Source organism: Kribbella sp. NPDC003505 (assembly GCF_040610875.1).
Taxonomy (GTDB): Bacteria; Actinomycetota; Actinomycetes; order Propionibacteriales; family Kribbellaceae; genus Kribbella.
Genome location: NZ_JBEXNA010000011.1, coordinates 272,562 through 294,667 on the forward strand (window position 1 = coordinate 272,562; position 22,106 = coordinate 294,667).

19 protein-coding genes are annotated in these 22,106 nt (G+C 69.4%); 11 read left to right on the forward strand and 8 right to left on the reverse strand.

Features of this window, described 5'->3' with window-relative positions; genetic code table 11:
* Positions 1 to 15 precede the first annotated feature (15 nt).
* Positions 16 to 291: a hypothetical protein gene (locus tag ABZX12_RS32785; RefSeq protein ID WP_355699320.1), complete on the reverse strand. Its 276-nt coding sequence runs from the start codon at positions 289 to 291 to the stop codon at positions 16 to 18.
* Positions 292 to 314: 23 nt separating this feature from the next.
* Between ABZX12_RS32785 and dapF the strand changes: the two genes are divergently transcribed.
* Both dapF and hflX read left to right on the forward strand, forming a co-directional pair.
* Complete coding sequence (gene dapF / locus ABZX12_RS32790; RefSeq protein ID WP_355699321.1) at positions 315 to 1,157, forward strand: diaminopimelate epimerase; 843 nt, start codon at positions 315 to 317, stop codon at positions 1,155 to 1,157.
* 73 nt (positions 1,158 to 1,230) lie between these two features.
* The gene (gene hflX, locus ABZX12_RS32795) at positions 1,231 to 2,709 is read left to right on the forward strand and encodes a GTPase HflX (RefSeq protein WP_355699322.1); all 1,479 of its coding nucleotides are present in this window, start codon (positions 1,231 to 1,233) and stop codon (positions 2,707 to 2,709) included.
* A 51-nt stretch (positions 2,710 to 2,760) separates the two neighbouring features.
* On the opposite strand, the gene ABZX12_RS32800 is transcribed toward hflX, so the two are convergent.
* On the reverse strand, positions 2,761 to 5,136 hold the full coding sequence (locus ABZX12_RS32800; protein WP_355699323.1) for an immune inhibitor A domain-containing protein: 2,376 nt from the start codon (positions 5,134 to 5,136) through the stop codon (positions 2,761 to 2,763).
* 187 nt (positions 5,137 to 5,323) lie between these two features.
* On the opposite strand from ABZX12_RS32800, the gene ABZX12_RS32805 reads away from it, so the two are divergent.
* The 5 genes from ABZX12_RS32805 (at position 5,324) to ligD (ending at position 13,878) form a co-directional block, all read left to right on the forward strand.
* Complete coding sequence (locus tag ABZX12_RS32805) at positions 5,324 to 6,448, forward strand: DUF5931 domain-containing protein (protein WP_355699324.1); 1,125 nt, start codon at positions 5,324 to 5,326, stop codon at positions 6,446 to 6,448.
* On the forward strand, positions 6,445 to 7,077 hold the full coding sequence (locus ABZX12_RS32810; RefSeq protein ID WP_355699325.1) for a response regulator transcription factor: 633 nt from the start codon (positions 6,445 to 6,447) through the stop codon (positions 7,075 to 7,077). The genes ABZX12_RS32805 and ABZX12_RS32810 overlap by 4 nt, the downstream gene beginning before the upstream one ends.
* A gap of 1,446 nt (positions 7,078 to 8,523) precedes the next feature.
* Positions 8,524 to 10,824 carry a protein translocase subunit SecD gene (gene secD / locus ABZX12_RS32815; RefSeq protein ID WP_355699326.1) on the forward strand — a complete coding sequence of 767 codons (2,301 nt, stop codon included), beginning with the start codon at positions 8,524 to 8,526 and terminating at the stop codon, positions 10,822 to 10,824.
* Between the two features lie 63 nt (positions 10,825 to 10,887).
* A complete protein-coding gene (locus ABZX12_RS32820; protein ID WP_355699327.1) occupies positions 10,888 to 12,885 on the forward strand; it encodes an ATP-dependent DNA helicase in 1,998 nt (665 codons plus the stop codon).
* Positions 12,886 to 12,903: 18 nt separating this feature from the next.
* The gene (gene ligD / locus ABZX12_RS32825) at positions 12,904 to 13,878 is read left to right on the forward strand and encodes a non-homologous end-joining DNA ligase (RefSeq protein ID WP_355699328.1); all 975 of its coding nucleotides are present in this window, start codon (positions 12,904 to 12,906) and stop codon (positions 13,876 to 13,878) included.
* 115 nt (positions 13,879 to 13,993) lie between these two features.
* Here the strand turns inward: ligD and ABZX12_RS32830 are convergent, their stop codons facing one another.
* Together ABZX12_RS32830 and lexA are read right to left on the reverse strand one after the other, a co-directional pair.
* The gene (locus ABZX12_RS32830) at positions 13,994 to 14,503 is read right to left on the reverse strand and encodes a glutathione peroxidase (RefSeq protein WP_355699329.1); all 510 of its coding nucleotides are present in this window, start codon (positions 14,501 to 14,503) and stop codon (positions 13,994 to 13,996) included.
* A 48-nt stretch (positions 14,504 to 14,551) separates the two neighbouring features.
* Positions 14,552 to 15,343, reverse strand: coding sequence for a transcriptional repressor LexA (gene lexA, locus ABZX12_RS32835; RefSeq protein WP_355699330.1), 792 nt, complete (start codon positions 15,341 to 15,343; stop codon positions 14,552 to 14,554).
* A 402-nt stretch (positions 15,344 to 15,745) separates the two neighbouring features.
* Between lexA and ABZX12_RS32840 the strand changes: the two genes are divergently transcribed.
* Positions 15,746 to 16,297 (forward strand): LysM domain-containing protein, encoded by a 552-nt coding sequence (locus ABZX12_RS32840; RefSeq protein ID WP_355699331.1) that lies wholly within the window; start codon positions 15,746 to 15,748, stop codon positions 16,295 to 16,297.
* On the opposite strand, the gene ubiG is transcribed toward ABZX12_RS32840, so the two are convergent.
* Together ubiG and ABZX12_RS32850 are read right to left on the reverse strand one after the other, a co-directional pair.
* The gene (gene ubiG / locus ABZX12_RS32845) at positions 16,298 to 17,074 is read right to left on the reverse strand and encodes a bifunctional 2-polyprenyl-6-hydroxyphenol methylase/3-demethylubiquinol 3-O-methyltransferase UbiG (RefSeq protein WP_355699332.1); all 777 of its coding nucleotides are present in this window, start codon (positions 17,072 to 17,074) and stop codon (positions 16,298 to 16,300) included.
* 42 nt (positions 17,075 to 17,116) lie between these two features.
* Positions 17,117 to 17,686, reverse strand: coding sequence for a GNAT family N-acetyltransferase (locus ABZX12_RS32850; RefSeq protein WP_355699333.1), 570 nt, complete (start codon positions 17,684 to 17,686; stop codon positions 17,117 to 17,119).
* A gap of 74 nt (positions 17,687 to 17,760) precedes the next feature.
* On the opposite strand from ABZX12_RS32850, the gene ABZX12_RS32855 reads away from it, so the two are divergent.
* Positions 17,761 to 18,345 (forward strand): TetR family transcriptional regulator, encoded by a 585-nt coding sequence (locus tag ABZX12_RS32855; RefSeq protein WP_355699334.1) that lies wholly within the window; start codon positions 17,761 to 17,763, stop codon positions 18,343 to 18,345.
* Here ABZX12_RS32855 and ABZX12_RS32860 read toward each other — a convergent pair.
* Positions 18,338 to 19,282: a nucleoside hydrolase gene (locus tag ABZX12_RS32860; protein ID WP_355699335.1), complete on the reverse strand. Its 945-nt coding sequence runs from the start codon at positions 19,280 to 19,282 to the stop codon at positions 18,338 to 18,340. The two genes, ABZX12_RS32855 and ABZX12_RS32860, sit on opposite strands and share 8 nt — an antisense overlap.
* 23 nt (positions 19,283 to 19,305) lie before the next feature.
* Positions 19,306 to 19,623: a metal-sensitive transcriptional regulator gene (locus tag ABZX12_RS32865; protein ID WP_355699336.1), complete on the reverse strand. Its 318-nt coding sequence runs from the start codon at positions 19,621 to 19,623 to the stop codon at positions 19,306 to 19,308.
* A gap of 120 nt (positions 19,624 to 19,743) precedes the next feature.
* Here ABZX12_RS32865 and ABZX12_RS32870 point away from each other — a divergent pair, with 120 nt between their 5' ends.
* Positions 19,744 to 21,174, forward strand: a complete 1,431-nt coding sequence (locus ABZX12_RS32870) for an MFS transporter (RefSeq protein WP_355699337.1) — start codon at positions 19,744 to 19,746, stop codon at positions 21,172 to 21,174.
* A 324-nt stretch (positions 21,175 to 21,498) separates the two neighbouring features.
* Positions 21,499 to 21,987: a transcriptional regulator NrdR gene (gene nrdR / locus ABZX12_RS32875; RefSeq protein WP_167208700.1), complete on the forward strand. Its 489-nt coding sequence runs from the start codon at positions 21,499 to 21,501 to the stop codon at positions 21,985 to 21,987.
* The last annotated feature ends 119 nt before the right edge of the window (positions 21,988 to 22,106 follow it).

The window sequence follows — 22,106 nt, forward strand, 5'->3', positions numbered from 1 at the left end:
CGTCTCGCCGGTGCTCTACCCGTCGAGCTGCCGACCTTTGAACCGCTTCGGGCCCTCCGGCAGCGGGGGAGGAGCTGACGACGCCTCGTCCGTCTCGGTGTCGAGCCACCCGTCGTGCTCAGCCAGCAACGCATCCAGCGTGGTCCGGTCCACGTCCCCCAGCACGACGACCCACGGGTGATCCTCGTCGTCGTCCTCGCCGTGGAAGCGCCCACGGCCGACCTCACTGCCCAGTTCGTCGGCGACCACGACGGCGTCGTCCCGCTCCCAGAAGTATGCGATCAGCTGCACGGACGACACCGTACGCTGTCCGCATGAGCACGTTTCCTTGGCTGAAGGGGCACGGCACGGAGAACGACTTCGTGATCCTGCCCGACCCGGACGGTTCCGTGCACGGCGAGCTGGACGCGGCCGTGGTGCGGTTCCTGTGCGACCGGCACGCGGGGCTCGGCGCGGACGGGGTGCTGCGGGTGATCCGGGGCGACCAGCAGTCGTACGTCGCGGACGGCGGCGACTGGTTCATGGACTACCGCAACGCGGACGGTTCGATCGCGGAGATGTGCGGGAACGGTGTCCGGGTGTTCGTGAAGTACCTGGCCGAGGCGGGCCTGATCGACGGCAAACCGGTCCGGGTCGGCACCCGCGCGGGCGTCAAGGAGGTCCGGCAGAACGACGACGGCACGCTGACCGCGGACATGGGCGAACCGACGATCCCCGCCGCGGCCGGAATCGTGGTCGAGGCCAACGGTCACCAGTGGCCCGCTGTGGCCGTGGACATGGGCAATCCGCACGCCGTCGCGTTCGTCGACAGCCTCCACGAGCCCGGCAACCTCTGCGATCAGCCCGGCTGGTCTCCGGCCGAGGCGTTTCCGGAGGGTGTGAACGTGGAGTTCGTCGTACGCCGGGGCGCGCACGACGTCCAGATGCGGGTGCACGAGCGGGGCGCCGGGGAGACCCGGTCCTGCGGGACAGGTACCTGTGCCGTCACGGTGGCGGCCGCGCGGGCGGCGCGCGACGAGTTGCCGGTGACGTACCGCGTCGGCGTACCAGGCGGTGAAGTGTCGGTCACGTGGCGTGCCGACAATCATCTGGAACTGACCGGGCCGGCAGTGCTGCACGCGCGCGGGGAGTTCGATCGGGCCTGGTTGGGAATCTGATTCCTGCGTGGGGCGTTGACTCCTGGTAAACGGGTCGCCTGTACTTAGGAGCCCGTGCCACCATGGAAGGTATATGACGACCCATTCACAGGCATACGAGACCACCGACGTCGAAACCGACCTCATCGAGGGCGATGACTCCGGCGCTTCGTTGACGGGTCACGACGAGTATGACCAGGATCTGACCACCGAGGGCCTCGAGCTCGAGGAACGCCAGGCGTTGCGCCGCGTGGTCGGTATGTCGACCGAGCTGACCGATATCAGCGAGGTCGAGTACCGCAAGCTGCTGCTGGAGCGGGTGCTGCTGGTCGGCGTCTGGACCGAGGGCAGCGCCGAGGACGCGGACAACTCGCTGGCCGAGCTGAAGCTGCTCGCCGAGACGGCCGGCTCCGAGGTGCTCGACGGCGTGATCCAGCGCCGCAAGAAGCCCGACCCGGCGACCTTCATCGGCTCCGGCAAGGTGGCCGACCTGCGCAACCTGGTCGCGTCGCTCGGCGCGGACACCGTGATCGCCGACGGCGAGCTGGCGCCCGCGCAGCTGCGCAACCTGGAGGACAAGCTCAAGGTCAAGGTCGTCGACCGGACCGCGCTGATCCTGGACATCTTCGCGCAGCACGCGAAGAGCAAGGAAGGCAAGGCCCAGGTCGAGCTGGCCCAGCTGCAGTACATGAAGCAGCGCCTGCGTGGCTGGGGTGGAAACCTGTCCCGCCAGGCCGGTGGCCGCGTCGGTGCTGCCGGTGGCGGTATCGGCGGCCGTGGTCCCGGTGAGACCAAGATCGAGACCGACCGGCGCCGGATCAACACCAAGATCGCGAAGCTCCGCCGGACGCTCAAGGAAATGAAGAGCACCCGGTCGACGATGCGCCAGGAGCGCCGCCGGAACCTGGTTCCCTCGGTGGCGATCGCGGGGTACACCAACGCCGGCAAGTCCTCGCTGCTGAACCAGATCACCGGCGCGGGCGTGCTGGTCGAGGACGCGCTGTTCGCGACCCTGGACCCGACGACCCGCCGGACGACGACCGCGGACGGCCGCGTGTACACGCTGACCGACACGGTCGGGTTCGTCCGGCACCTGCCGCACGACATCGTCGAGGCGTTCCGGTCGACGCTGGAGGAGGTCACCGACGCGGACCTGCTGCTGCACGTGGTCGACGGTTCGCACCCGGACCCGATCGCGCAGATCCAGGCGGTCCGCGAGGTACTGGCCGAGATCAACGCGACCGACGTGCCGGAGATCGTGGTGATCAACAAGGCCGACGCCGCCGACCCGCTGGCGCTGGCCCCGATCCTGCACCGGGAACCGAACGCGATCGTCGTGTCCGCGCGCACCGGCGAGGGCATCGACAAGCTCCGCGAGCTGATCGAGGGCGCGCTGCCGCAGCCGCACATCGCCCTCGACGTCCTGCTCCCGTACGACCGCGGCGACCTGGTCTCCCGGATCCACTCCGAAGGCTCGGTCGAACACCTCGAGCACACCGCGGACGGCACCCGCATCACCGCCAGGGTCCATCCCGCCCTGGCCGGCGACCTCACGCCGTACGCGGCTGTCTGAGCAAAGCAACAGCCCCCGAAGTCAGTGACTTCGGGGGCTGTTGTCATGCGGTCACTTGCGCTTGGTCACCTGGACCGTCATCGAGGTGCCGGTCTTCGACAGGACCTTGATGTTGACGCCGTTGTTGGGGATCTTCACGCTGCTCGTCGGCTGGTCCGCGGTCCAGTACGACTTGCTGTCGTTGAAGGTCGGTACGGCGTTCTGGCCGCGGATGTAGCTCGCCTGCCCGTTGATGTGCAGGGTGAACGAGTCCGCCTTCTCCAGGCCGAACGGAGCGTCGTACCCGGCGACCCGCGGACGCCAGAGCTGACCGTCGATCCGGTTGATCGGCGTCGGGTGCGAGTCGATCGGCAGGACCAGGCCCTCGCCGGGGTGCTCGTTGGTGTTGTTGTCCTCCTGCGAGGTGTCCCAGTACCAGACCAGCAGGCCGTCCTGGTACGGGAAGTGCTCCACCTTGTCGCCGAGCGTGCTCGCCCAGCCGAAGTTGTACGGCCCGGTCTGCAGGTGCTTGTCGTAGGCGACGTAGTTGATGTTGGACGCCAGGTAGTAGTTGTCGTGCAGGCTCGTGTACGAGGCGCCGACCGAGCTGAACCCGTTCAGCGTCCAGCCCTCGGGAGAGGTCTCCGCACCGGAGTCGACGACCGTGGTGGAGCCTGACGTCACCTTGATGTCGTCGGCGAAGAACCCGATGCCGCCGGCCGCCGGGTCGGTGGCGTAGCGGAACTGCAGGGTGATCGTCTTGCCGGCGTACGCGGACAGGTCGAACGTCGCGGGCACCCAACCGGCGCTCTTGCCGTCGATACCGTTGCCCTCGGCGTCCTTGGTGATGCTGCCCTTGATCGGCTTCGCGCCGGTTCCGTCGTTCACGTCGACGTAGGCGTAGTCACACGCGTCGGGGCCGCAGTCCTCGATGTCCCAGTTCGCCTGGAACGTGAGGCTCGCGGGCTGACCCGCCGGCAGCGTCACCTGGCGGCTCATCGTGTGCGTGAACTGGTTGCCCTGGCCGCTCCACCAGGACTTGGTCCCGGTCGCGGGCTGGACGAGCTGGTGTGTGACCTCCTTCTTCGGCAGCGTCACCACCAGGCCCTGGGCCTTCGTCGAGTTGTACTCGTGCGGGCCGAGCTCGACGGTCCGGTTCTGACCGGCCGCCACGATCTCGTAATCGAGCCAGCCGAGCTGCAGCTTGTCCCAGGCGCCGAAGTCGGCCGCCTGCTCGCCGATGCCGCCGTCGCTCGGCTTGCCGACCCGGCTCTGGGCCATGATCGTCCACCAGTTGACGCCGTTCTCCACCGCGGCGCCCGAGGTGTCGTAGTGGTCCGGCAGACCGAGGTCGTGACCGTACTCGTGCGCGAAGACGCTGATGCCGCCGTTCTCCGGCTGGATCGTGTAGTCGAACACGTACATGCCGGTGTCGCCGATCTGGGCGCCGCCGGACGGGTTGTTGCTCGGGCCGCCGGGCACCTGCACCGCCCACCGGTGCGACCAGATCGCGTCCTCACCCTGCTGCGGGTCGCCGTCGGCCTGGTCGCCGCCGGAGTGCACGATCTGGAAGTGGTCGATGTAGCCGTCGGGCTCGTTGAAGTTGCCGTCACCGTCGAAGTCGTAGCGGTCCCACTGGTCGAACGACTTCAGGTCCGCCGCGATCTGCGCCGTGGTCCGGCCGGCCGCCTTCTGGTCGACGACCCACTGGTTCACCGCGTCCTGGATCAGTGCCCAGGTGTTGCTGCAGACGTTACCCCCGCACGGGTAGCCGTTCGACCGGCCGTAGCGGGCCTCGTTGTACTTGACCTTGACCCACTCGGTGACCTCACCGTCGACCGAATACCGGCCGGAGGACTGCTTCTCGTAGTACTTCTTCACCGAGTTGCCGTCGCCGAAGTACATGTCCTGGTAGTGCTGGCGGTTGTAGTCCGCCTGCCACACGGTCGAGTTGTCGACCGAGCGGTCCGGGGCCGGGATCGCGTTGTGCAGCGGGCCCTCGAAGGTCGCCGGGCCGGGGATGTTCGCGTTCTGGTCCTTGTCCGGGTAATTCGGGTGCCGCTCGTTGCCGAACTCGGCGAGCACGACGAAGATCTTGTCGGTCTTCTCGCGGGACAGCTCGACGTACTGGTCGACCCTGCCCGTCGCGTTCTTGACGCCCTTGGCGCCGGCAGCCTTGGTGCCGAGCTTGACGACCGTGCTGCCGTTGCGCTGCTCAGGCGTGGCCTGGCCGTTGATGACCTTGGTGAGCGCCTCCTGCCGCAGCTCGCGACGCTTGTCCTCGAGCGGGCTGGGCAGCTCGTCGGATACCGGTGCGGGCTCACTGGCGGCGGGCGCCGAACCCTGCGTGGACGGTGTGGCGGCGTTCCCGGACGAGGCCGCGGCGATGCCGAGCCCGGTCGTCGCCGCCAAGGCCAGGCTGAACAGCCCGGCGGGTAACTTGCGCACGATTCCCCTCCGTTGGTGATGACGCAGTGTGTTCGTAGCTCCCCCGAGCGTGTGCGCGCGACAGTACGGGGAAAATCCGCCCAGCTGAAGTGGATCCTGAGAAAAACCTGTGAATCAGGGGGGAATCCTGCATGCCTGAGTAGAAACGCTCACGCTTCCCAGCCCTTTGCCTTGGCAGACTGTGCGCGTGGAACGCGAGACGGTCGACCTGCTGCAGCCGCTGTGGCGAGCGTTGGTCGTGTTCCGCATCCTCACCTGGGGGTTCGCCTGTTTCGGCGTCTGGACCCGCTGGGACGGCATCGTGCACCCGTACGGCGCGGTGCTCCAGCTGGCCGTGATGGGCGCCTGGACGCTGATCTCGTCGTACGGCTACAGCCGCCGCTGGGGCCGGCGCAACACCCGGCTCGCGTTCGCGGATCTCGTGGTGACGGTCGGCTGCATGTACGCGACGTTGTGGGCGCAACCGTTGCTCGACATCCGCGCCGGCGCCTCCGTGCTCACGTCGGTCTGGGCCGCCGGGCCGGTCCTCGCGCTGGCGATCTCCCGCGGACGCGACGGCGGCCTGCTCGGCGCGGCGACGATCAGCCTGGCACTGCTCTCGCTGCGCGGTGTCGAGCACGCGTCGAAGATCCTGAGCAATGTTCAGCTGCTGCTGGTGGCCGGTCTGGTTGTCGGGTACGCCGCGTCGACCCTGCGGCAGGCGGGACGGCGACTGCGCGAGGCGATCGCCGTGGAGAGCGCGACCGCCGAACGGCTGCGGCTCAGTCGCTCGATCCACGACGGCGTACTGCAGGTCCTCGCCCAGGTACAGCGGCGCGGTACGGCGATCGGCGGCGAGGCGACCGAGCTGGCCCGGCTGGCCGCCGAACAGGAAGTTGCCCTCCGCACCTTGATGTCGACACGACCGGCCGTCGCCGAGGGGGATCGCGTTGATCTGTGCGGGCTCCTGTTGCCGCTGGCCACCACCCGGGTCGATGTCGTCGTACCGGCCGCACCGGTGCTGCTGCCCGCACCGGCCGCCGCCGAACTGGTTGCCGCGGTCAAAGAAGCGTTGAGCAACGTGGTGAAACACGCCGGCCCGCAGGCCCGGTCCTGGGTCGTGGTCGAGGACCTCGGCGAGGAGGTTGTGGTGTCGGTGCGCGACGACGGGATCGGTACGACGCCCGCCCGCCTCGAGCAGGCCCACGCGGACGGGCACCTCGGCGTGAGCCAGTCGATCCGCGGCCGCATCACCGATCTCGGCGGCACCGTCACCGTCCGCACCGCCCCCGGCGAAGGAACCGAATGGGAACTGAAAATGGTGACCGCATGACGCGTGTGATGATCGTCGACGACCACCCGATGTGGCGCGAAGGCGTGGCCCGGGACCTGGGCAGTCGCGGGTACGACGTGTGCGCGACCGCCTCGGACGTCACGGGCGCCGTCAAGATCGCGCTGGCGACCCGTCCCGACGTGGTCGTCATGGACCTTCAACTCGGCGACGGCTCCGGCGTGGACGCGACCCGCGAGATCACCACGGCCCTCCCCGACACCCGCGTCCTGGTGCTGTCGGCCAGCGCCGAGCAGGACGACGTACTCGCCGCCGTGAAGAACGGCGCATCCGGCTACCTGGTGAAATCCGCGTCGCTGGACGAGTTCGACGACGCTGTACGCCGTACCGCCGAAGGCGACGCGATCTTCAGCGCGGGCCTCGCCGGACTGCTGCTGGGCGAGTACCGCCGCCTGGGCGGCGCCGGCCCCGAGGTCCCCCGACTCACCGACCGTGAAACCGAAGTACTCCGCCTGGTCGCCCGCGGCCTCACCGCCAAACAGATCGCCACCCGCCTGGTCCTCTCCCACCGCACCGTCGAGAACCACGTCCAGAACACCCTCCGCAAACTCCAACTCCACAACCGCGCCGAACTCGTCCGGTACGCGATCGAAAACGGATTCAGCGAGTAGCCCGGCCCGCACTCCTCAGACGGCCCGCTCCCGCCCATCTCCGGGCTTGCGCCCGGAGCGTCCTCGAGGCACTGCGCGCGCACAGACAGGCGACCGACGAGATCCTGCTCCGACGCGACTCTGTGAGGTCGCGGGCGGAGACCGCGCGCGCCCGGTTGGAGATCGGCTTCCGGCTGCCGTCGGGGAGTTGCGCCTGCCGCCGACCGTATCCGGCTGCCGCCGACCGGCGCGGGCTGGCGCCCACCGTATCCGGCTGCCGCGGACCGGCGCGGGCTGGCGCCGACCGTATCCGGGGTGCCGCGGACCGGCGCGGGCTGGCGCCCGCGAGTTGCCCGCTGGCGCTCGTGTGCGACGACCTGGTCGACCGTCCGCAGGCTGCGCACCCTTCGAGGAACTGATCGGACGGAGCAGATGGCTGGATCGCCGTCAGCTGCGGAGCGCTGCGTCAGACCGCGTGTGTACCTCCACGTCCCCACCGGCGCTGGTGGACGGCCTGAGCCCTGCGGTGCCGAACGCGGATCCCGTGTCGAGCCGGCGTCTGGCTGGTCGCGGCCTTCTACCCCGAGTCGTGGCGTTCGGCTCCCGGGCTCTGAGCCGAGTCGTGGATATCGGTTGGATTTCACAGCCAATCTCCACGACTCGACGACCTAACTCCAGCACGCGGCCGACGAGGAGCGGCGTCACGCCACAATCGCCCGTCACGCAGGCAGGATCTCCGAAAGCCGGGCGTCGCAGGCGAGCGCCAGCGAGCACCACGCGGCGCCAGCCCACAAGCCCGGCGTCAGCCGGAACCCGCGGCGCCAACCGCAACCACACGGCGCCCGCCGTAACCGCCCGGCGGCAGCCGAGACACTTGGCGCCTGCCGTAACCGCCTGGCGGCAGCCGAGACACTCGGCGCCTGCCGTAACCGCCCGGCGGCAGCCGTAACCGCCTGGCGGCAGCCGAGACACTCGGCGCCTGCCGTAACCGCCCGGCGGCAGCCGTAACCGCCCGGCGGCAGCCGAGACACTCGGCGCCAGCCGCAACCACACGGCGCCAGCTGCAACCGCCCGGCGGCAGCCGTAACCGCCCGGCGGTAGCCGAGACGCCTGGCGCCAGTGGAAGACGCGCGGCCTCAGCCGCAGTTCCCCGGCGTCAGCTGGAACTCGCGGTGGTGGCCGCAACCCCGCGGCGGTAGCCGAAACAACCGGCGCCAGCCGGAAATCCGCGGGGCGAACTGCAACTCCCGGGGTCAGCCGGAAGCAAATGCTCCGGGCGTCAGCCCGGGTGGGAGCGTGGCGGAGCTAGCGGCTGCGTGGCGAACGGGGTTCGCACCCGCGACGCGGTCGCTTGTGCGATTGTGTAGCGGCCGGTTGAATGGCGTCCGTACACTGTGCGTTCCACATCCACGTGGATGCTCTCTGTCACGACACTCGCACAGCGGGTGCCCAGCTCCGGAGGCTTCGGTGAACCGGTCGTCCCTTGTCCGCGCACTTCTCGCGTTCCTGGTCCTCGCGGCGTCGACGTACGTCACGCTGACCGCGAAACCACAGCTCGGTCTCGACCTGCGCGGCGGGACGCAGATCGTCCTGGAGGCGAAGGATTCGCCGACGGTCAAGGCGACCAAGGAGACCACGGACAAGGCGACCCAGGTCCTGCACCGGCGGATCGACGCGCTCGGTGTCAGCGAGCCGAACGTGACCCGCCAGGGCGACAAGCGGATCATCGTCGAGCTACCAGGTGTGCAGGACCCGCGCGAGGCCGCGAAGGTGATCGGCAAGACCGCGCAGCTGACGTTCCACGAGGTCCTGGACCAGGTGGCGGCCAAGCCGGCGAAACCGGCGGTGGGGGAGACGTACCTGCAGCCCGAGAGCGGTCAGGGTTTCCTGCGCCTCGCCAAGCCCGCGATGACGGGCGAGCTGGTCAGCGGCGCCGAGCACCGGCTCGACCCGCAGCAGGTCGCGCAGGGCTGGTTCGTCGAGATGAACTTCAAGGGCGACGGCGGCAAGATCTGGGCGAACATCACCGGCAAGGCCGCCTGCCAGCCGGTCGGTACGCCGCAACGCCTGATCGCGATCGTGCTCGACAACGAGGTGATCAGCTCGCCGCAGGTCGACCCGAACGGCGGCAACCAGCTCTGCAAGATCGGCATCGCCGGCGGCACCACGACGATCTCCGGCTCGTTCACCGAGGAGAGCGCGAAGGATCTCGCCGCGCTGATCTCCGGCGGCGCCCTGCCGGTGCCGGTCGAGGTGATCGACCAGCGCACTGTCGGCCCGTCGCTCGGCCAGGACGCGATCCAGGCCAGCGCGCTCGCCGCGATCATCGGCCTCGCCCTGACGGCGCTGTTCATCATCATCGTCTACCGCCTCGTCGGCCTGATGGCGGTCATCGGCCTGCTCGGGTACGCCGCGATGTCGTACGCCGCTCTCACCGCGCTCGGCGCCACGCTGACGCTGCCAGGCCTCGCCGGATTCGTCCTGGCCATCGGTATGGCGGTCGACGCGAATGTCCTGGTCTTCGAACGCGCCCGCGAGGACTACACAGCCGGCCGCACGGACGGCCTGCGGAGATCGCTCCGCAGCGGTTTCCAGAACGCGTTGTCCGCGATCGCCGACTCGAACATCACCACCCTGCTGGCCGCCGGTCTGCTGTTCTTCCTGGCCGCCGGCCCGGTCCGCGGCTTCGGCGTCACGCTGTCGATCGGTGTGATCGCGTCGATGCTGTCGGCGCTCGTGGTGACCCGCGTGCTCGCCGAGTTCGTCGTGGCGCGCGGCTTCGTCCTGCGCCACCCGGGCCTGAGCGGGATCGCCGGGCATGGTCGGGTGCGCACCTGGCTGGAGTCCCGCCGGCCGTCGCTGATGAAGCACAGCCGCCGCTGGCTCGTGATCACGGCCGTCGCGATCGTGGTGAGCGTGGCCGGTGTCGCCGTCCGCGGGCTGAACCTCGGCATCGAGTTCACCGGCGGCCGCCTGATCGAGGTCAGTACGGCGCAACGCGTCACGCCGGACCAGGCACGCGCCGCCGTCGCCGAGGCCGGGTACCCGACCGCCGTCGTCCAAGCCTCCGGCACCGACGACATCACCGTGCGGACCGGGACGATCAGCGACGACGAGGCCGTGAAGATCAAGGAGTCGCTCGCCAGGATCGGCGGCGACGCCGAGGTGATCCGCAACGAGAGCATCGGCCCGTCGCTCGGTGAAGAGCTGCGGAACAAGGGCCTGATCGCGCTCGGCATCGCCCTGCTCGCCCAGCTGGCGTATCTCGCGGCGCGGTTCCGCTGGACCTTCGGCGCCGGCGCCGTCCTGGCGCTGCTGCAGAACGTCGCGGTCGTGGTCGGTGTGTTCGCCTGGACCGGGAAACCGATCGACGGCATCTTCCTCGCCGCGATTCTGACCATCATCGGCTACACGGTGAACGACTCGGTCGTCGTCTTCGACCGGATCCGTGAGACCCGCAGCGCGCGGTCCACCGACGCCCTCGGCACGATCATCGACACCGCGATCGTGAACGTGCTGCCGAGAACCGTCAACACCGGTATCTCGACCTTGTTCATCCTCGCCGCGCTGCTGTTCCTCGGCGGCGACTCGCTCGCCGACTTCGCCCTCGCGCTGCTGCTCGGCATCCTGGTCGGCACGTACTCCTCCAACCTGACCGCGGCCCCGCTGCTCCTCGAGCTCGAGCGCCGCTACCCGGCCCCGCCGCCGCGTCCGAAGCGCGCGCAGGTGGATCGGGACGCCCAGCCGGACCGCGGCGCGGTCGTGTAGCCGCCCAGTTGTCCACACCCGAGCCCGTCGGCGAGGAAATCTGTCTGCCGACCGGGCTAGGGTGTGGCGGTGGGTGTAGATGTGCGGGAACTGCTGGAAGCTGCCGTGTCCGGGATCGCCGGTCAGACCAGGCCGGGGCAGGTGGAGATGGCGCAAGCCGTGGACACCGCGATGCACGACGGGTCGCATCTTCTCGTCCAAGCAGGCACCGGCACCGGCAAGTCCCTTGGGTACTTGGTGCCCGCTCTCCTGCACGCGATCGAGGACCGTCGCGTGGTCGTCTCCACGGCGACTCTCGCACTGCAGGCGCAGCTCGTCGACCGTGACGTGCCCGCTCTGCTCGACGCGACCGAGAAGCTCCTGCCGCGCCGCCCGAAGTACGCGATCCAGAAGGGGCGGAACAACTACGCCTGCCTGCACCGGATCCGCGAGGGCGCGCCGGACGACGACGGCATGCTCGTCGACGTGCCGCCGGCGGGTGAGGTCGGCCGCCAGGTCGTCGAGCTGCGCGACTGGGCCGAGCAGCAGCTGGCCGACGGCGGCGCCGGCGACCGCGACCACGCTCCCTCGCACCAGTACCAGGCGTGGCAGCAGGTCTCGATCGCCGCCCGCGAGTGCCTCGGCGCCGAGAAATGCCCGTACGGCGAGGAGTGCTTCGCGGAGAAGGCGAAGGAAGAGGCCCGCAGGGCCGACATCATCATCACGAACCACGCGCTGCTCTCGATCGACGCCTTCGAGAACCGGAACGTCCTCCCCGAGCACGACGTCGTGATCGTCGACGAGGCGCACGAGCTGCCTGCTCGCGTCACCGGCGCCGCGGGCGACGAGCTCTCACCGCAGATGGTCGAGCGCGCCGCCAAGCGCGGCCGCCGGTTCGTCGACGACGACAAGGCCGACGACCTGATCGACGCCTCCGACGCGCTCCGCGCCGCGCTCGACGGCACCCGCGAAGGCCGCATCGAGGCGTCCAACGGGCCGGTCCTGGAGGCCGCCGCCCTGGTCCGCGACGCGGCCCGCGGGATGTACTCCGACCTGAACAAGAAGTCCGACGACAAGGACGACGACCCGGACGGCGCCAAGCGGCAGTCCAAGGGTGCGGTCAAGGAGATCTTCGACGTCGCCGAGCGGGTCGCCGCGCTGAGCGACGCGGACGTGGTCTGGATGATCGACCGCGACCGCTTCGGCCGGGAGCTCCGGATCGCCCCGCTCACCGTGGCCGGCCTGCTGCGTGAGCTGGTCCTCCGCGACCGTACGGCGGTGCTCACCTCGGCGACCTTGACGCTGGGCGGCGACTTCGACGCGATCGCCCGCCAGGTCGGCCTGCGACCGGCCGACAAGCTCGACGACGACGAGGAGATGCCCGAGCTCGACGACTCCTCCGAGACCGGTCCGTTGCCGTGGCGCGGCCTCGACGTCGGCTCCCCGTTCGAGTACGAGAAGCAGGCGATCCTGTATGTCGCCAAACACCTCCCGCCGCCGCACCGCGACGGGCTGGGCAAGAAGCAGTTCGAGGAGATCATCGACCTGGTCACCGCGGCCGGCGGCCGGACCCTCGGCCTGTTCTCGTCGCGTCGTGCGGCGGAGGCGGCGACCGCCGCGGTGCGCGAGGCGACCGACCTCAAGGTGCTCTGCCAGGGCGACGCACAGCTCGGCGAGTTGTCGCGCGAGTTCGTCGAGGACCCGGAGACCTCGCTGTTCGGCACGCTGTCGCTGTGGCAGGGGATCGACGTGCCCGGGTCGACCTGCAACCTGGTGATCATCGACCGGATCCCGTTCCCGCGCCCGGACGAGCCGCTGATGGCGGCCCGCCAGCGCGCCGTCGACGAGGCGGGCGGCAACGGGTTCATGGCCGTGGCCGCGACGCACGCCGGGCTGCTGCTCGCGCAGGGCACCGGCCGGCTGATCCGCCGCAGCTCGGACCGCGGCGTGGTCGCGATCCTCGACCCCCGCATCGTCACCCAGCGGTACGGCGCGTTCCTGCGCGCCTCCTTGCCGCCGATGTGGCCGACCGCCGATCGTGAGAAGGTGCTCGGGGCCCTGAAGCGACTGCAGACGACATGAGCCAGTCATGAGCCGGTCATGAGTCCGGTGACCGGTCCGCCGGTGCTGCCGATGATGGCGGCGCTCGGACAGCTGCCGTCCGGCGCCGGCTGGTCCTACGAGATGAAGTGGGACGGCATCCGCGTCATCGCCGAGGTCGACGACGGCGTCTGCCGGCTGTGGTCGCGGAACAGCCACGACGTCTCCGGCGGGTACCCGGAGCTCATCGGTCTCGCGGACGCGCCGGGCCTGCGTCTGCCCGCCGTACTGGACGGGGAGATCGTCACGCTCGACGAGAACGGCGCGCCGTCGTTCGGCCTGCTGCAGCGGCGCATGCACGTCCGCGATCCACGCCAGCTCCGGCATCTGATCACCGAGGTGCCGGTCTCGGTGCGGCTGTTCGACCTGCTCCGCTTCGACGGCCAGTGGTTGCTGGACGCAACGTACGACGATCGGCGGGGGCTGCTCGAGTCGCTGGACATCGGCGACCCGTTCTGGGAGGTCCCGCCGGCGTTGACCGACGGCGACGAGGCGCTGGACCAGTCTGCCGCGCAAGGGCTCGAGGGCGTGGTGGCGAAGCGCCGCAAGTCGCGGTACCTGCCGGGCCGGCGCAGCTCCGACTGGATCAAGGTCAAGCCCGTGCAGACGAGGGACGTCGTCCTGTGCGGCTGGCACCCGGGGGAGGGGAACCGGGAAGGAAGAATCGGCTCCTTCTACTGCGGCGCCTACTCCGACGGTGAGCTGGTCCTGATCGGCAAGGTCGGCTCCGGGCTCGACTTCGCCACCCTGGACATGCTGAGCGCCGAGCTGACCGGACTCGAGATCGCCAAGCCGGCCTTCGACCCGGCCGGCATCCCGACGACGGACCGGCGGCGCGCGCACTGGCTCGACCCGGTTCTGGTGGCCGAGGTCACGTTCTCCGGCTGGGGCGGCGACGGCCGCCTCCGGCACCCGGTCTGGCGCGGTCTGCGCCTCGACATCGACCCGGAATCGGTTCTCGTCGGCCGCGACTGAATGCATTCAGGTCCGGCGACGACATGCAGTCCCGGGCGGAAATGTTCGAAATGCGGTGAATGTTCTGCGGCGCTGAGACGCTTTCTGTTCAACTGTCGCAGAAAATGCCGGGAATTCAGTCGTTCGTTTCCCGCGAGGGGGCCGGAACCGCGAGTGCGGCCTCGATCTTGTCGACCAGCTTCTCCGGCGAGTTTGTCGGCGCGTAGCGCGCGATCACCTGGCCGTCCCGGCCGACCAGGAACTTGGTGAAGTTCCACTTGATCCGGCCGCCGAGCAGGCCGCCCTGCTCGCGCTTGAGCCAGTTGTACAACGGGATCGTGCGGGACCCGTTGACGTCGATCTTGGCGAACATCGGGAACGTGACGTGGTAGATCGTCGAGCAGAAGTTCGCGATCTCGTTCTCGTCGCCGGGCTCCTGGTGGCCGAACTGGTCGCAGGGGAAACCGAGCACCGAGAAGCCCTGCCGGCGGTAGGTCCGGTAAAGCTTCTGCAGACCCGTGTACTGCGGGGTCTGGGCGCACTGCGACGCCGTGTTCACCACCAGGAGCACCTGGTCGCGGAAATCGGCAAGAGACTGTTCATTGCCTTCGATCCGGCGCGCGCTGAAGTCATAGACAGTCGTCATGACTCAATGCTGACACGACACGCCCGACTTCGCTCGCCGTCCGATATGTCAGACTCGGCGCAGAACTGTTACGACCTTTCCGAGAATGATCGCGTCCTTGCCGTCGATCGGCTCGAAAGCAGGGTTGTGTGGTAGCAGCAGGATCTCGGTCTTGGTCTTCTTGAACGTCTTCACGGTCGCCTCGCCGTCGATCATCGCGGCGACGATATCGCCGTTCTCCGCGGTCGGCTGCTGACGGACGACGACCCAGTCGCCGTCGCAGATCGCGGCCTCGATCATCGACTCACCCTTGACCCGGAGCATGAACAGCGTGCCCTCGCCGACCATTGCCTTGGGCAACGGGAAGACCTCTTCGATCTCCTGCTCGGCGAGGATCGGGCCACCGGCGGCGATCCGGCCGACGACCGGCACGTACGCCGCGTCCGGGTGCGCGTCACCGGCGCCGGTCTCGTCGTACGCCGTCTGGCGGACCGGGCCGAGCGCCGACTTGCGGGCCGCCGCGTCGACCTCGCCCGGGTAGCGGACCTCGATCGCCCGCGGCCGGTTCGGGTCGCGGCGGAGCAGGCCCTTCTGCTCGAGGACCCGGAGCTGGTGCGACACCGAGGAGGAGCTGGTCAGGCCGACCCGCTCGCCGATCTCGCGCATCGACGGCGGGTAGCCGCGGCTGTCCACCGAATCACGGATGACGTCCAGCACGCGGCGCTGGCGCGGGGTCAGCCCGGTCGCGTCGGCCGGCCCGTCGGGCAGCTCGGCGACCGTGCGGTCCGCCTTGCCCGCCGACTTGTCGGCCGCCTTGTCCACGGTCTCGTCCTTGCTGGAACCGCTCGGCGTCCTGGCCATCGCTGGTTGCTCCTCGGGTCGGGCCGGCGATCGTCCACCGGCCGAAGCTTGCTCGACTGAGATGACCGTAGACCGAATCCTGAGATTCTTCAAACATCTGTTCGAAGGCGTGTCGGTTCGCATGTTTGTTCGGGTGTCAGGTTATAGGGCGTGCGCGGGGTGTTGCCGCGGCAGGGAATTTCCTGGGCGTGTCCCGGTTGGAAGTGGTTGCGCGACGGGCGGCTGTCGGTTAATCATTCGTACAGGCGTTCGATCGAACAGGTGTTCGGGCCGGTCGGATGAGGTGGTCTCCAGAACAGACCCGGGCGGTGGGATGGGGACCGCAACGAAACTGTCGGAGGCAGCCGATAGACAGGAACCAGAACCGCAGAACGCGCACCGACCGAGGTCTTGGAGGATCCGATGAGCACAGCAGCTGTCGCCGCCGACGTGCCGGCCCCGCGCCGCTCACAGCAGGCGTCGCCACGGCCCCTGCGCGTGGTCCCGCCACCGGCCTCCGACCCCACCACGTCGCGCTCCGCGTCGTCCGCGGCGGTGCCGTCGCCGGTGGTCGCGCCGCGCCGCCGTCCGCGGATCGAGGGCGCATCCACCGACCGGCTCCCGGTGCGCGGCTGCTCGGGGGAGTCGCTCGGGCGAGAGGTCCACCCCGAGCCGACCCTGCGCCTCACCCGCCGCGGCCGGATGCTGCTGACCGCCGTGTCGGTCCTCGTCTTCGGCGCCGCGATCCTGGTCCTCGGCCTCCGCGTCGCAGGTGTCCTGGAGCCCGGGCCGCGCTTCACCCACACGGTGCCGGTGCAGGTCGCGCCCGGTCAGACCCTGTGGTCCATCGCCGAGGACACCAACCCGACCGTCGACCCCGCGACGGTCGTGGAAAAGATCGCCGATCTCAACAAGCTCGCCACGCCCGCCGACATCCTTCCCGGCCAGACTCTGCGGATCCCGGTCGCCGGCTGATCATCGCGCCTTGACGGCGTAGCCCATGTAGGAGACGCGGGTGCTCGCCACCCGCCCGACGTCCAGCGCCCGGCTGAACTCGCCGATGCTGATCCCGCCACGCCGCACCCGGACGAAATTCCGCAGTACGCCGAGCTTGCGAGCCCGCACCCCGAGCCCGGTGATCTCGCCCAGCCGCAGACCGTGCAGGCGCAGGCCTTCGGCGAGTTCGGCCGGCTTGATGAACATCTCCCACGCGTGCCACGCGACATCGGCAGCCCTGGTCAGCCGCCAGTCCTGCATCACCTTGATCATCAGGACCTTCGACGCGAAGGTGCGATTGATCGTGTCGAACAGGTAGATCCCGCCAGGCCTCAACACCCGCGCGGTCTCCGCGAGCACCTGGTCCAGATCCGCGACATGCTCGAGCACGTCACAGCAGTACGCGAGATCAACACTCTCGTCGGCCAGCGGCAGGTGTTCGCCGGCCGCAGCGACGTACCGCACGTCCAGGCCGGATGCGCCCGCGTGGCCGACGGCCGTACGGACCGATACCTCCGACGGGTCGACGCCGATCACCCGGCACCCGAGCCGGGAGAACTCCTCGGCCAGGAAGCCGCCGCCGCTTCCGATGTCGACGACACGCCGCGCGGCAGGATCGGTCCCGGTCCGCGCGAGTACGTCGCGGAAGTACGCGAAGCGCCCGGGCGTGAAGCTGCCCTGCAGCAGGTTGAGCGGATTCTCCTCGTCCCACCAGCCGTCGCCGATCCGGTCGTACACCTGGTTGTCGATCCGCATCGCAGCTCCCTGCCGAAACTCTCCGGCAGCGTCGGCGTTGGATCAACGGGTCGGGCCGCGCCATTCGTCCTCGAGCAGCGCGTACACGTACTCGTTCGCCCATTCGCCCTTGAACCACGCGGCATCCAGGTGATGTGCCTCCCGGCGCATCCCGAGTCGTTCGAGCAACCGCGCCGACGCGGTGTTCCGGTCGTCGAGGACCGCCACGATCCGATGCAGCCCGAGCTCTTCGAAGCCGACCCGCAGCATCTCCCGCGCAGCCTCCGCCGCGAGCCCTTTGCCCTGGTGGTCCGAATGCAGCGCGAAGCCGATCTCGCCCTGACGGTCGGCCTCGCTGGCCCACTTCAGCAGCACCTCGCCGATCACGGTCCCGGTCTCGCGCAGCTCGATCGCCAGCACCAGCCACTGCCCGTCCTCGGTCAACTCACCCTGCGGCAGCTTCCGCTCCAGCGCGGCGCGGGTGTCCTCCCGGTTCCGCACCGGCCACGGCGTGTACCGCACCACGTCCGGTCGGGAGTGGAACGCGAACAGGTCGTCCAGGTCGTCCATCCGGTGCGGCCGCAGCTCCAGCCGCTCGGTCAGCAACGGGTACGCGGGTCGGAATCCAGTCACGGCACCATCCTCGGCTACTCTGTCTAACAACGTTAGACAGTACCTCCGTCCCTCGACCCGGACAACGTGATTCCGTGACCAGACGCGATCCTTCGTCGCACGCCGCGGCGGGCATCTCCGTCGCCGCGATCGCTGCTGCAGCCCTGGCTGTCATCCGCGCGGACGGCGTGGACGGCCTCACCATGCGCGCCGTCGCGGAGCGTCTGCACGTCCGCGCCCCGTCGCTGTACCACCACGTCCACAACAAGGCCGAGCTGCTCGACCTGGTCGCCCGGAACGCCTTCGACCAGTTCACCGCGGACACGACGGCGTACGAGGAGCTCACAACTGTCGACGAGTGGATCGAGCTCACCCGGTCCGGCTCGCTCGAGCTGCGCGCCTTCTACGCCGATCATCCAGGGCTCGCCGGACTGATCCAGTCCAAGGCGGCACCTGACCGAGACCAGGGGGCCGGCTCCCGGGCCGCGTTGATCCGCGCCCAGATCGAGGCGCTCGTGCGCATCGGCGTACCGGAGCTCGACGCGCGTCACCTGTTCGAAGTCACCGCCAGATGGAGCCTCGCCGCCGTCGTGTCCGATCCCTCCGAGGACCTGTTCGCCGCCGGCCTCGACCTGTTCCTGTACGGCGTACGCGCCCGGTTGCTCGAGCTGCTCAGCTGACTGTCGCCAGCCACAGCTCGGCGTACCGCTTGCCGTCCACCGCCGTCGCGACCCGGATCGGCGTCGCCGGTCCGTGCGGATCGTTCGCGACGTCGGCCGCATGCCGCGTGTCGACGATCGTCCGGCCGCGCGACCAGCCGCCGGACAACTCGATCCGCACCGGGTATTCCCGGGTCGTCAGGCCGGACGGGTCGATCACTGCGCACACCGCGCCGCCGTCGCCGATGCTCCCGCCGTCGGACCCGAACCGCTCGCTGCGCTTCTCGATCAGCTTCCCGGCCAGCTCCGCCGAGGGGGATCCGCTCAGCGCGCGGGCCTGGTCCAGCGTCACGACGACGTCGTAGAAGACGTCCAGGCCGTACATGGTCAGCGGGATGCCGAGGTCGCGGGACGCGGCCAGCACGATCGCGGCCGCCTCCGGGTCGGTCCAGATGTTGAACTCCGCCGACGCCGTCGCATTCCCGATCCCGGCGGCTCCACCCATGAAGACGATCTCGCGCAGCCCACGCGCCGCCTCCGGGTACGTCCGCAGCAGCAGCGCGATGTTCGTCAACGGCGCCAATGGGATCAGCGTGATCAGCTCACCGGTCGCGGCGGCGTCCCGCAGTACGTCACGCAACAGCTCGACCGCGTGCCGGGGGTCGGTCGGTCGCGTCGACCGCGGCCAGTCCAGGTCTCCGAGCCCGTCCTCACCGTGCACATGCCGCGCCGCCCGCACCGGCTGGATCAGCGGTACAGCGGCACCGCGAGCCACCGGTACGTCGGGACGGCCCGCGGCGTCGAGCACCGTGAGGGTGTTGCGCACGACATCGTCGATGCCGACGTTCCCGCCGACGCAGGTCACTGCCTTCAGGTCGAGCCCAGGATGCCGCGCCGCCAGCAGCAGCGCACATGCGTCGTCCAGTCCCGTGTCGACGTCCAGAATCACCGGCTTCATGCGCACATCCTCAGGCATGCCCGTCAGGAGCGCACCAAGCGCGCGATCGCGGCGGACGCCTCCTTGATCTTCTGGTCGGCCTCCGGACCGCCGGCTGCGGCGGCGTCCACCACGCAGTGCGCGAGATGGTCGTCGAGCAGGCCGAGTGCGACCGATTCGAGGGCCTTCGTCATCGCCGAGATCTGGGTGAGGATGTCGATGCAGTACTTCTCGTCCTCGACCATCCGCTGCAGCCCGCGGGCCTGGCCCTCGATGCGCTTCAGCCGCGCGAGGTACGCCTTCTTGTCGCCGATGTAACCGTGCTGCGCATGCTCGCCGGCCGGTTCCGTCACGCTCACCACATCCTCCCTGGGTCCCGCTGAACCCTATCGCCCACGGGATCACCCTTGCGCTTCCGTAGATACCCCCCTATGGTATCCAAGCAATCCAAGCTATACCCCATACCCGTAGGGAGTTTAGATATGAGTGAGACGATGTCGTCGCGGCGGTGGTGGGCGCTTGCCGTCATCGCCGCGGCGCAGTTCATGGTGATCATGGACACCTCGATCGTCGGCGTCGCGCTGCCGAAGATGCAGTCCGAGCTCGGCTTCGGCCCGGGCAACCTGTCGTGGGTCTTCAATGCGTACGTCGTGGCGTTCGGCGGGCTGCTGCTGCTCGGCGGCCGGTTGTCGGACCTGCTCGGCGCCCGTCGGGTCTTCGCGGCCGGCTGGGGCGTCCTGCTCGTGGGATCGGTCGTCGCGGGGCTCGCGACCGGTGTCGGTGCCGAACTCGCGGGCCGGGCGGTGCAGGGCATCGGCGCCGCGCTGATCGCCCCGTCGGCACTGACGCTGCTGATGATGCTGTTCGGCGCGAACCCGCGTGAGCTGACCAAGGCGATCGCGTTGTACGGCGCCGCGGCGCCGGCCGGCGGTACGGCGGGCGTGTTCCTCGGCGGTGTGATCACCGAGTACCTGTCGTGGCCGTGGGTGTTCTACCTGAACGTCCCGATCGCGCTGGCCGCCCTGCTCGCCACGCCGGCCTTGATGCCGCGGGCCGCCGCGCGATCTGGATCCGTCGATGTCTTCGGTGCGCTGACAGTGACCGGGGGACTCGCCGCGGGCGTCTACGCGATCGTCCGCGCCCCGCAGGTCGGCTGGGCGTCGGCGTCGACGGTGCTGGTCGGCGCGCTGGCCGTCGTACTGCTCGCTGTGTTCGTCTTCGTGCAGGCCAAGCGGCGGGAGCCGTTGATGCGGCTCGGGATCTTCGCGACGCCGAACCTGGCCGCGGCCAACGTGGCGCAGTTCCTGCTCGGCGCGGCCTGGGTCCCGATGTGGTTCTTCCTGAATCTGTACCTGCAGCAGGTTCTCGGGTTGAGCGCGTTCCCGAGCGGGGCGGCGCTGTTGCCGATGACCACGTTCATCATGCTCGGGATGATCGTCGTCGCACCGAAGCTGATCGCCAAGGTCGGACCGAAGAACACCCTTGTCGGCGGGATGACGGTCCTCACCGCCGGTCTGGTGATCTTGTCGCTGCTGCGCCCGACCGGCTCGTTCTGGCTCGACGTACTGCCGGGATCGCTCGTGGCTGCGGCCGGCATGTCGCTGGCGTTCATCCCGAGCCTCGGCATCGCCCTGTCGTCGGCGCGACCCGAGGAGGGCGGACTGGCGTCCGGCATCGTGAACACCAGCTACCAGATCGGTTCCGCGCTGGGGCTGGCCGCGATGACCGCGGTGGCCGCTGCGAACGGCGCCGACCTGCTGGACGATGCGGTGGCGCTGACCGACGGGTACTCGGCGGCGCTCATCGGCGCCGCGGTGATTGCGGCAGCCGGCGCCGTCCTGGCCGGTGTGACACTGCGGACGCGGAAGGCTCCGGCCGAGTCCGGAGCGGAGACCGTTGCGTCCGGCCGATGAGCTGTGGACAACTCCCCGGGGCGGCTTCGGCCGGCTCCGGGGAGAGGTCTGTGCGGGCCGTAGTTTGCGCCTCGAAAGGGTCGTCGCGGTGGTGCCACGCGGGAGTACACGGGGCCGCCTCGGTGTTGAAATCTGTGACACGCCCGGGCAATCCGAGCGTGCTTGCAAACTGTCGGAGCAGCGATCTAGGATCCCTAGATGTAGTGGTTACACGGGTGTAATTTTCCACAGGTAGTGGTTGGTTGCACACAGGTTCTACACAAGTTGTCCCCAGGCCGATCCACAACCCACCCCTTCCGGGGTGGTCACGGGAGGAGTGTTCGCGTGCACTGTCCGTATTGCCGGCACGCCGACTCCCGGGTGGTCGACAGCCGGGTGGCCGAGGACGGCGGAGCGATCCGCCGCCGGCGGCAGTGCCCGGTCTGCGAGAAGCGGTTCACCACCGTCGAGCAGATGCAGCTCACGGTCGTGAAGCGCTCCGGCGCGACCGAGCCGTTCAGCCGCGAGAAGGTCATCAACGGGGTCGGAAAGGCGTGCAAGGGCCGGCCGGTGAACGCCGACCAACTGGCGCGCCTGGGTCAGAAGGTCGAGGACGCGCTGAAGGGCGGCGGCTCGCCGGAGGTGCCCGCGCACGAGGTCGGACTGGCGATCCTCGGGCCGCTGCGGGAGCTCGACGAGGTCGCCTACCTGCGGTTCGCGAGCGTGTACCGGCAGTTCGAATCGGCTGACGACTTCGAGACCGAGATCGCGCTGCTGCGGGCCGAGAAGGAGCCGCAGGGCACCGAGCCGGGCCAGTTGAAGCCGACCCAATAGCCGGCCCAGTAGACGTAAACCGGGGGAACGAGAAGTAGTTCCACAAGTAGTGGCGTCGCGCAGTACTCCAACGGGGCGGTCCCGACAGACCGCGGCAGTAGACACAGGGCGAGGAGCAA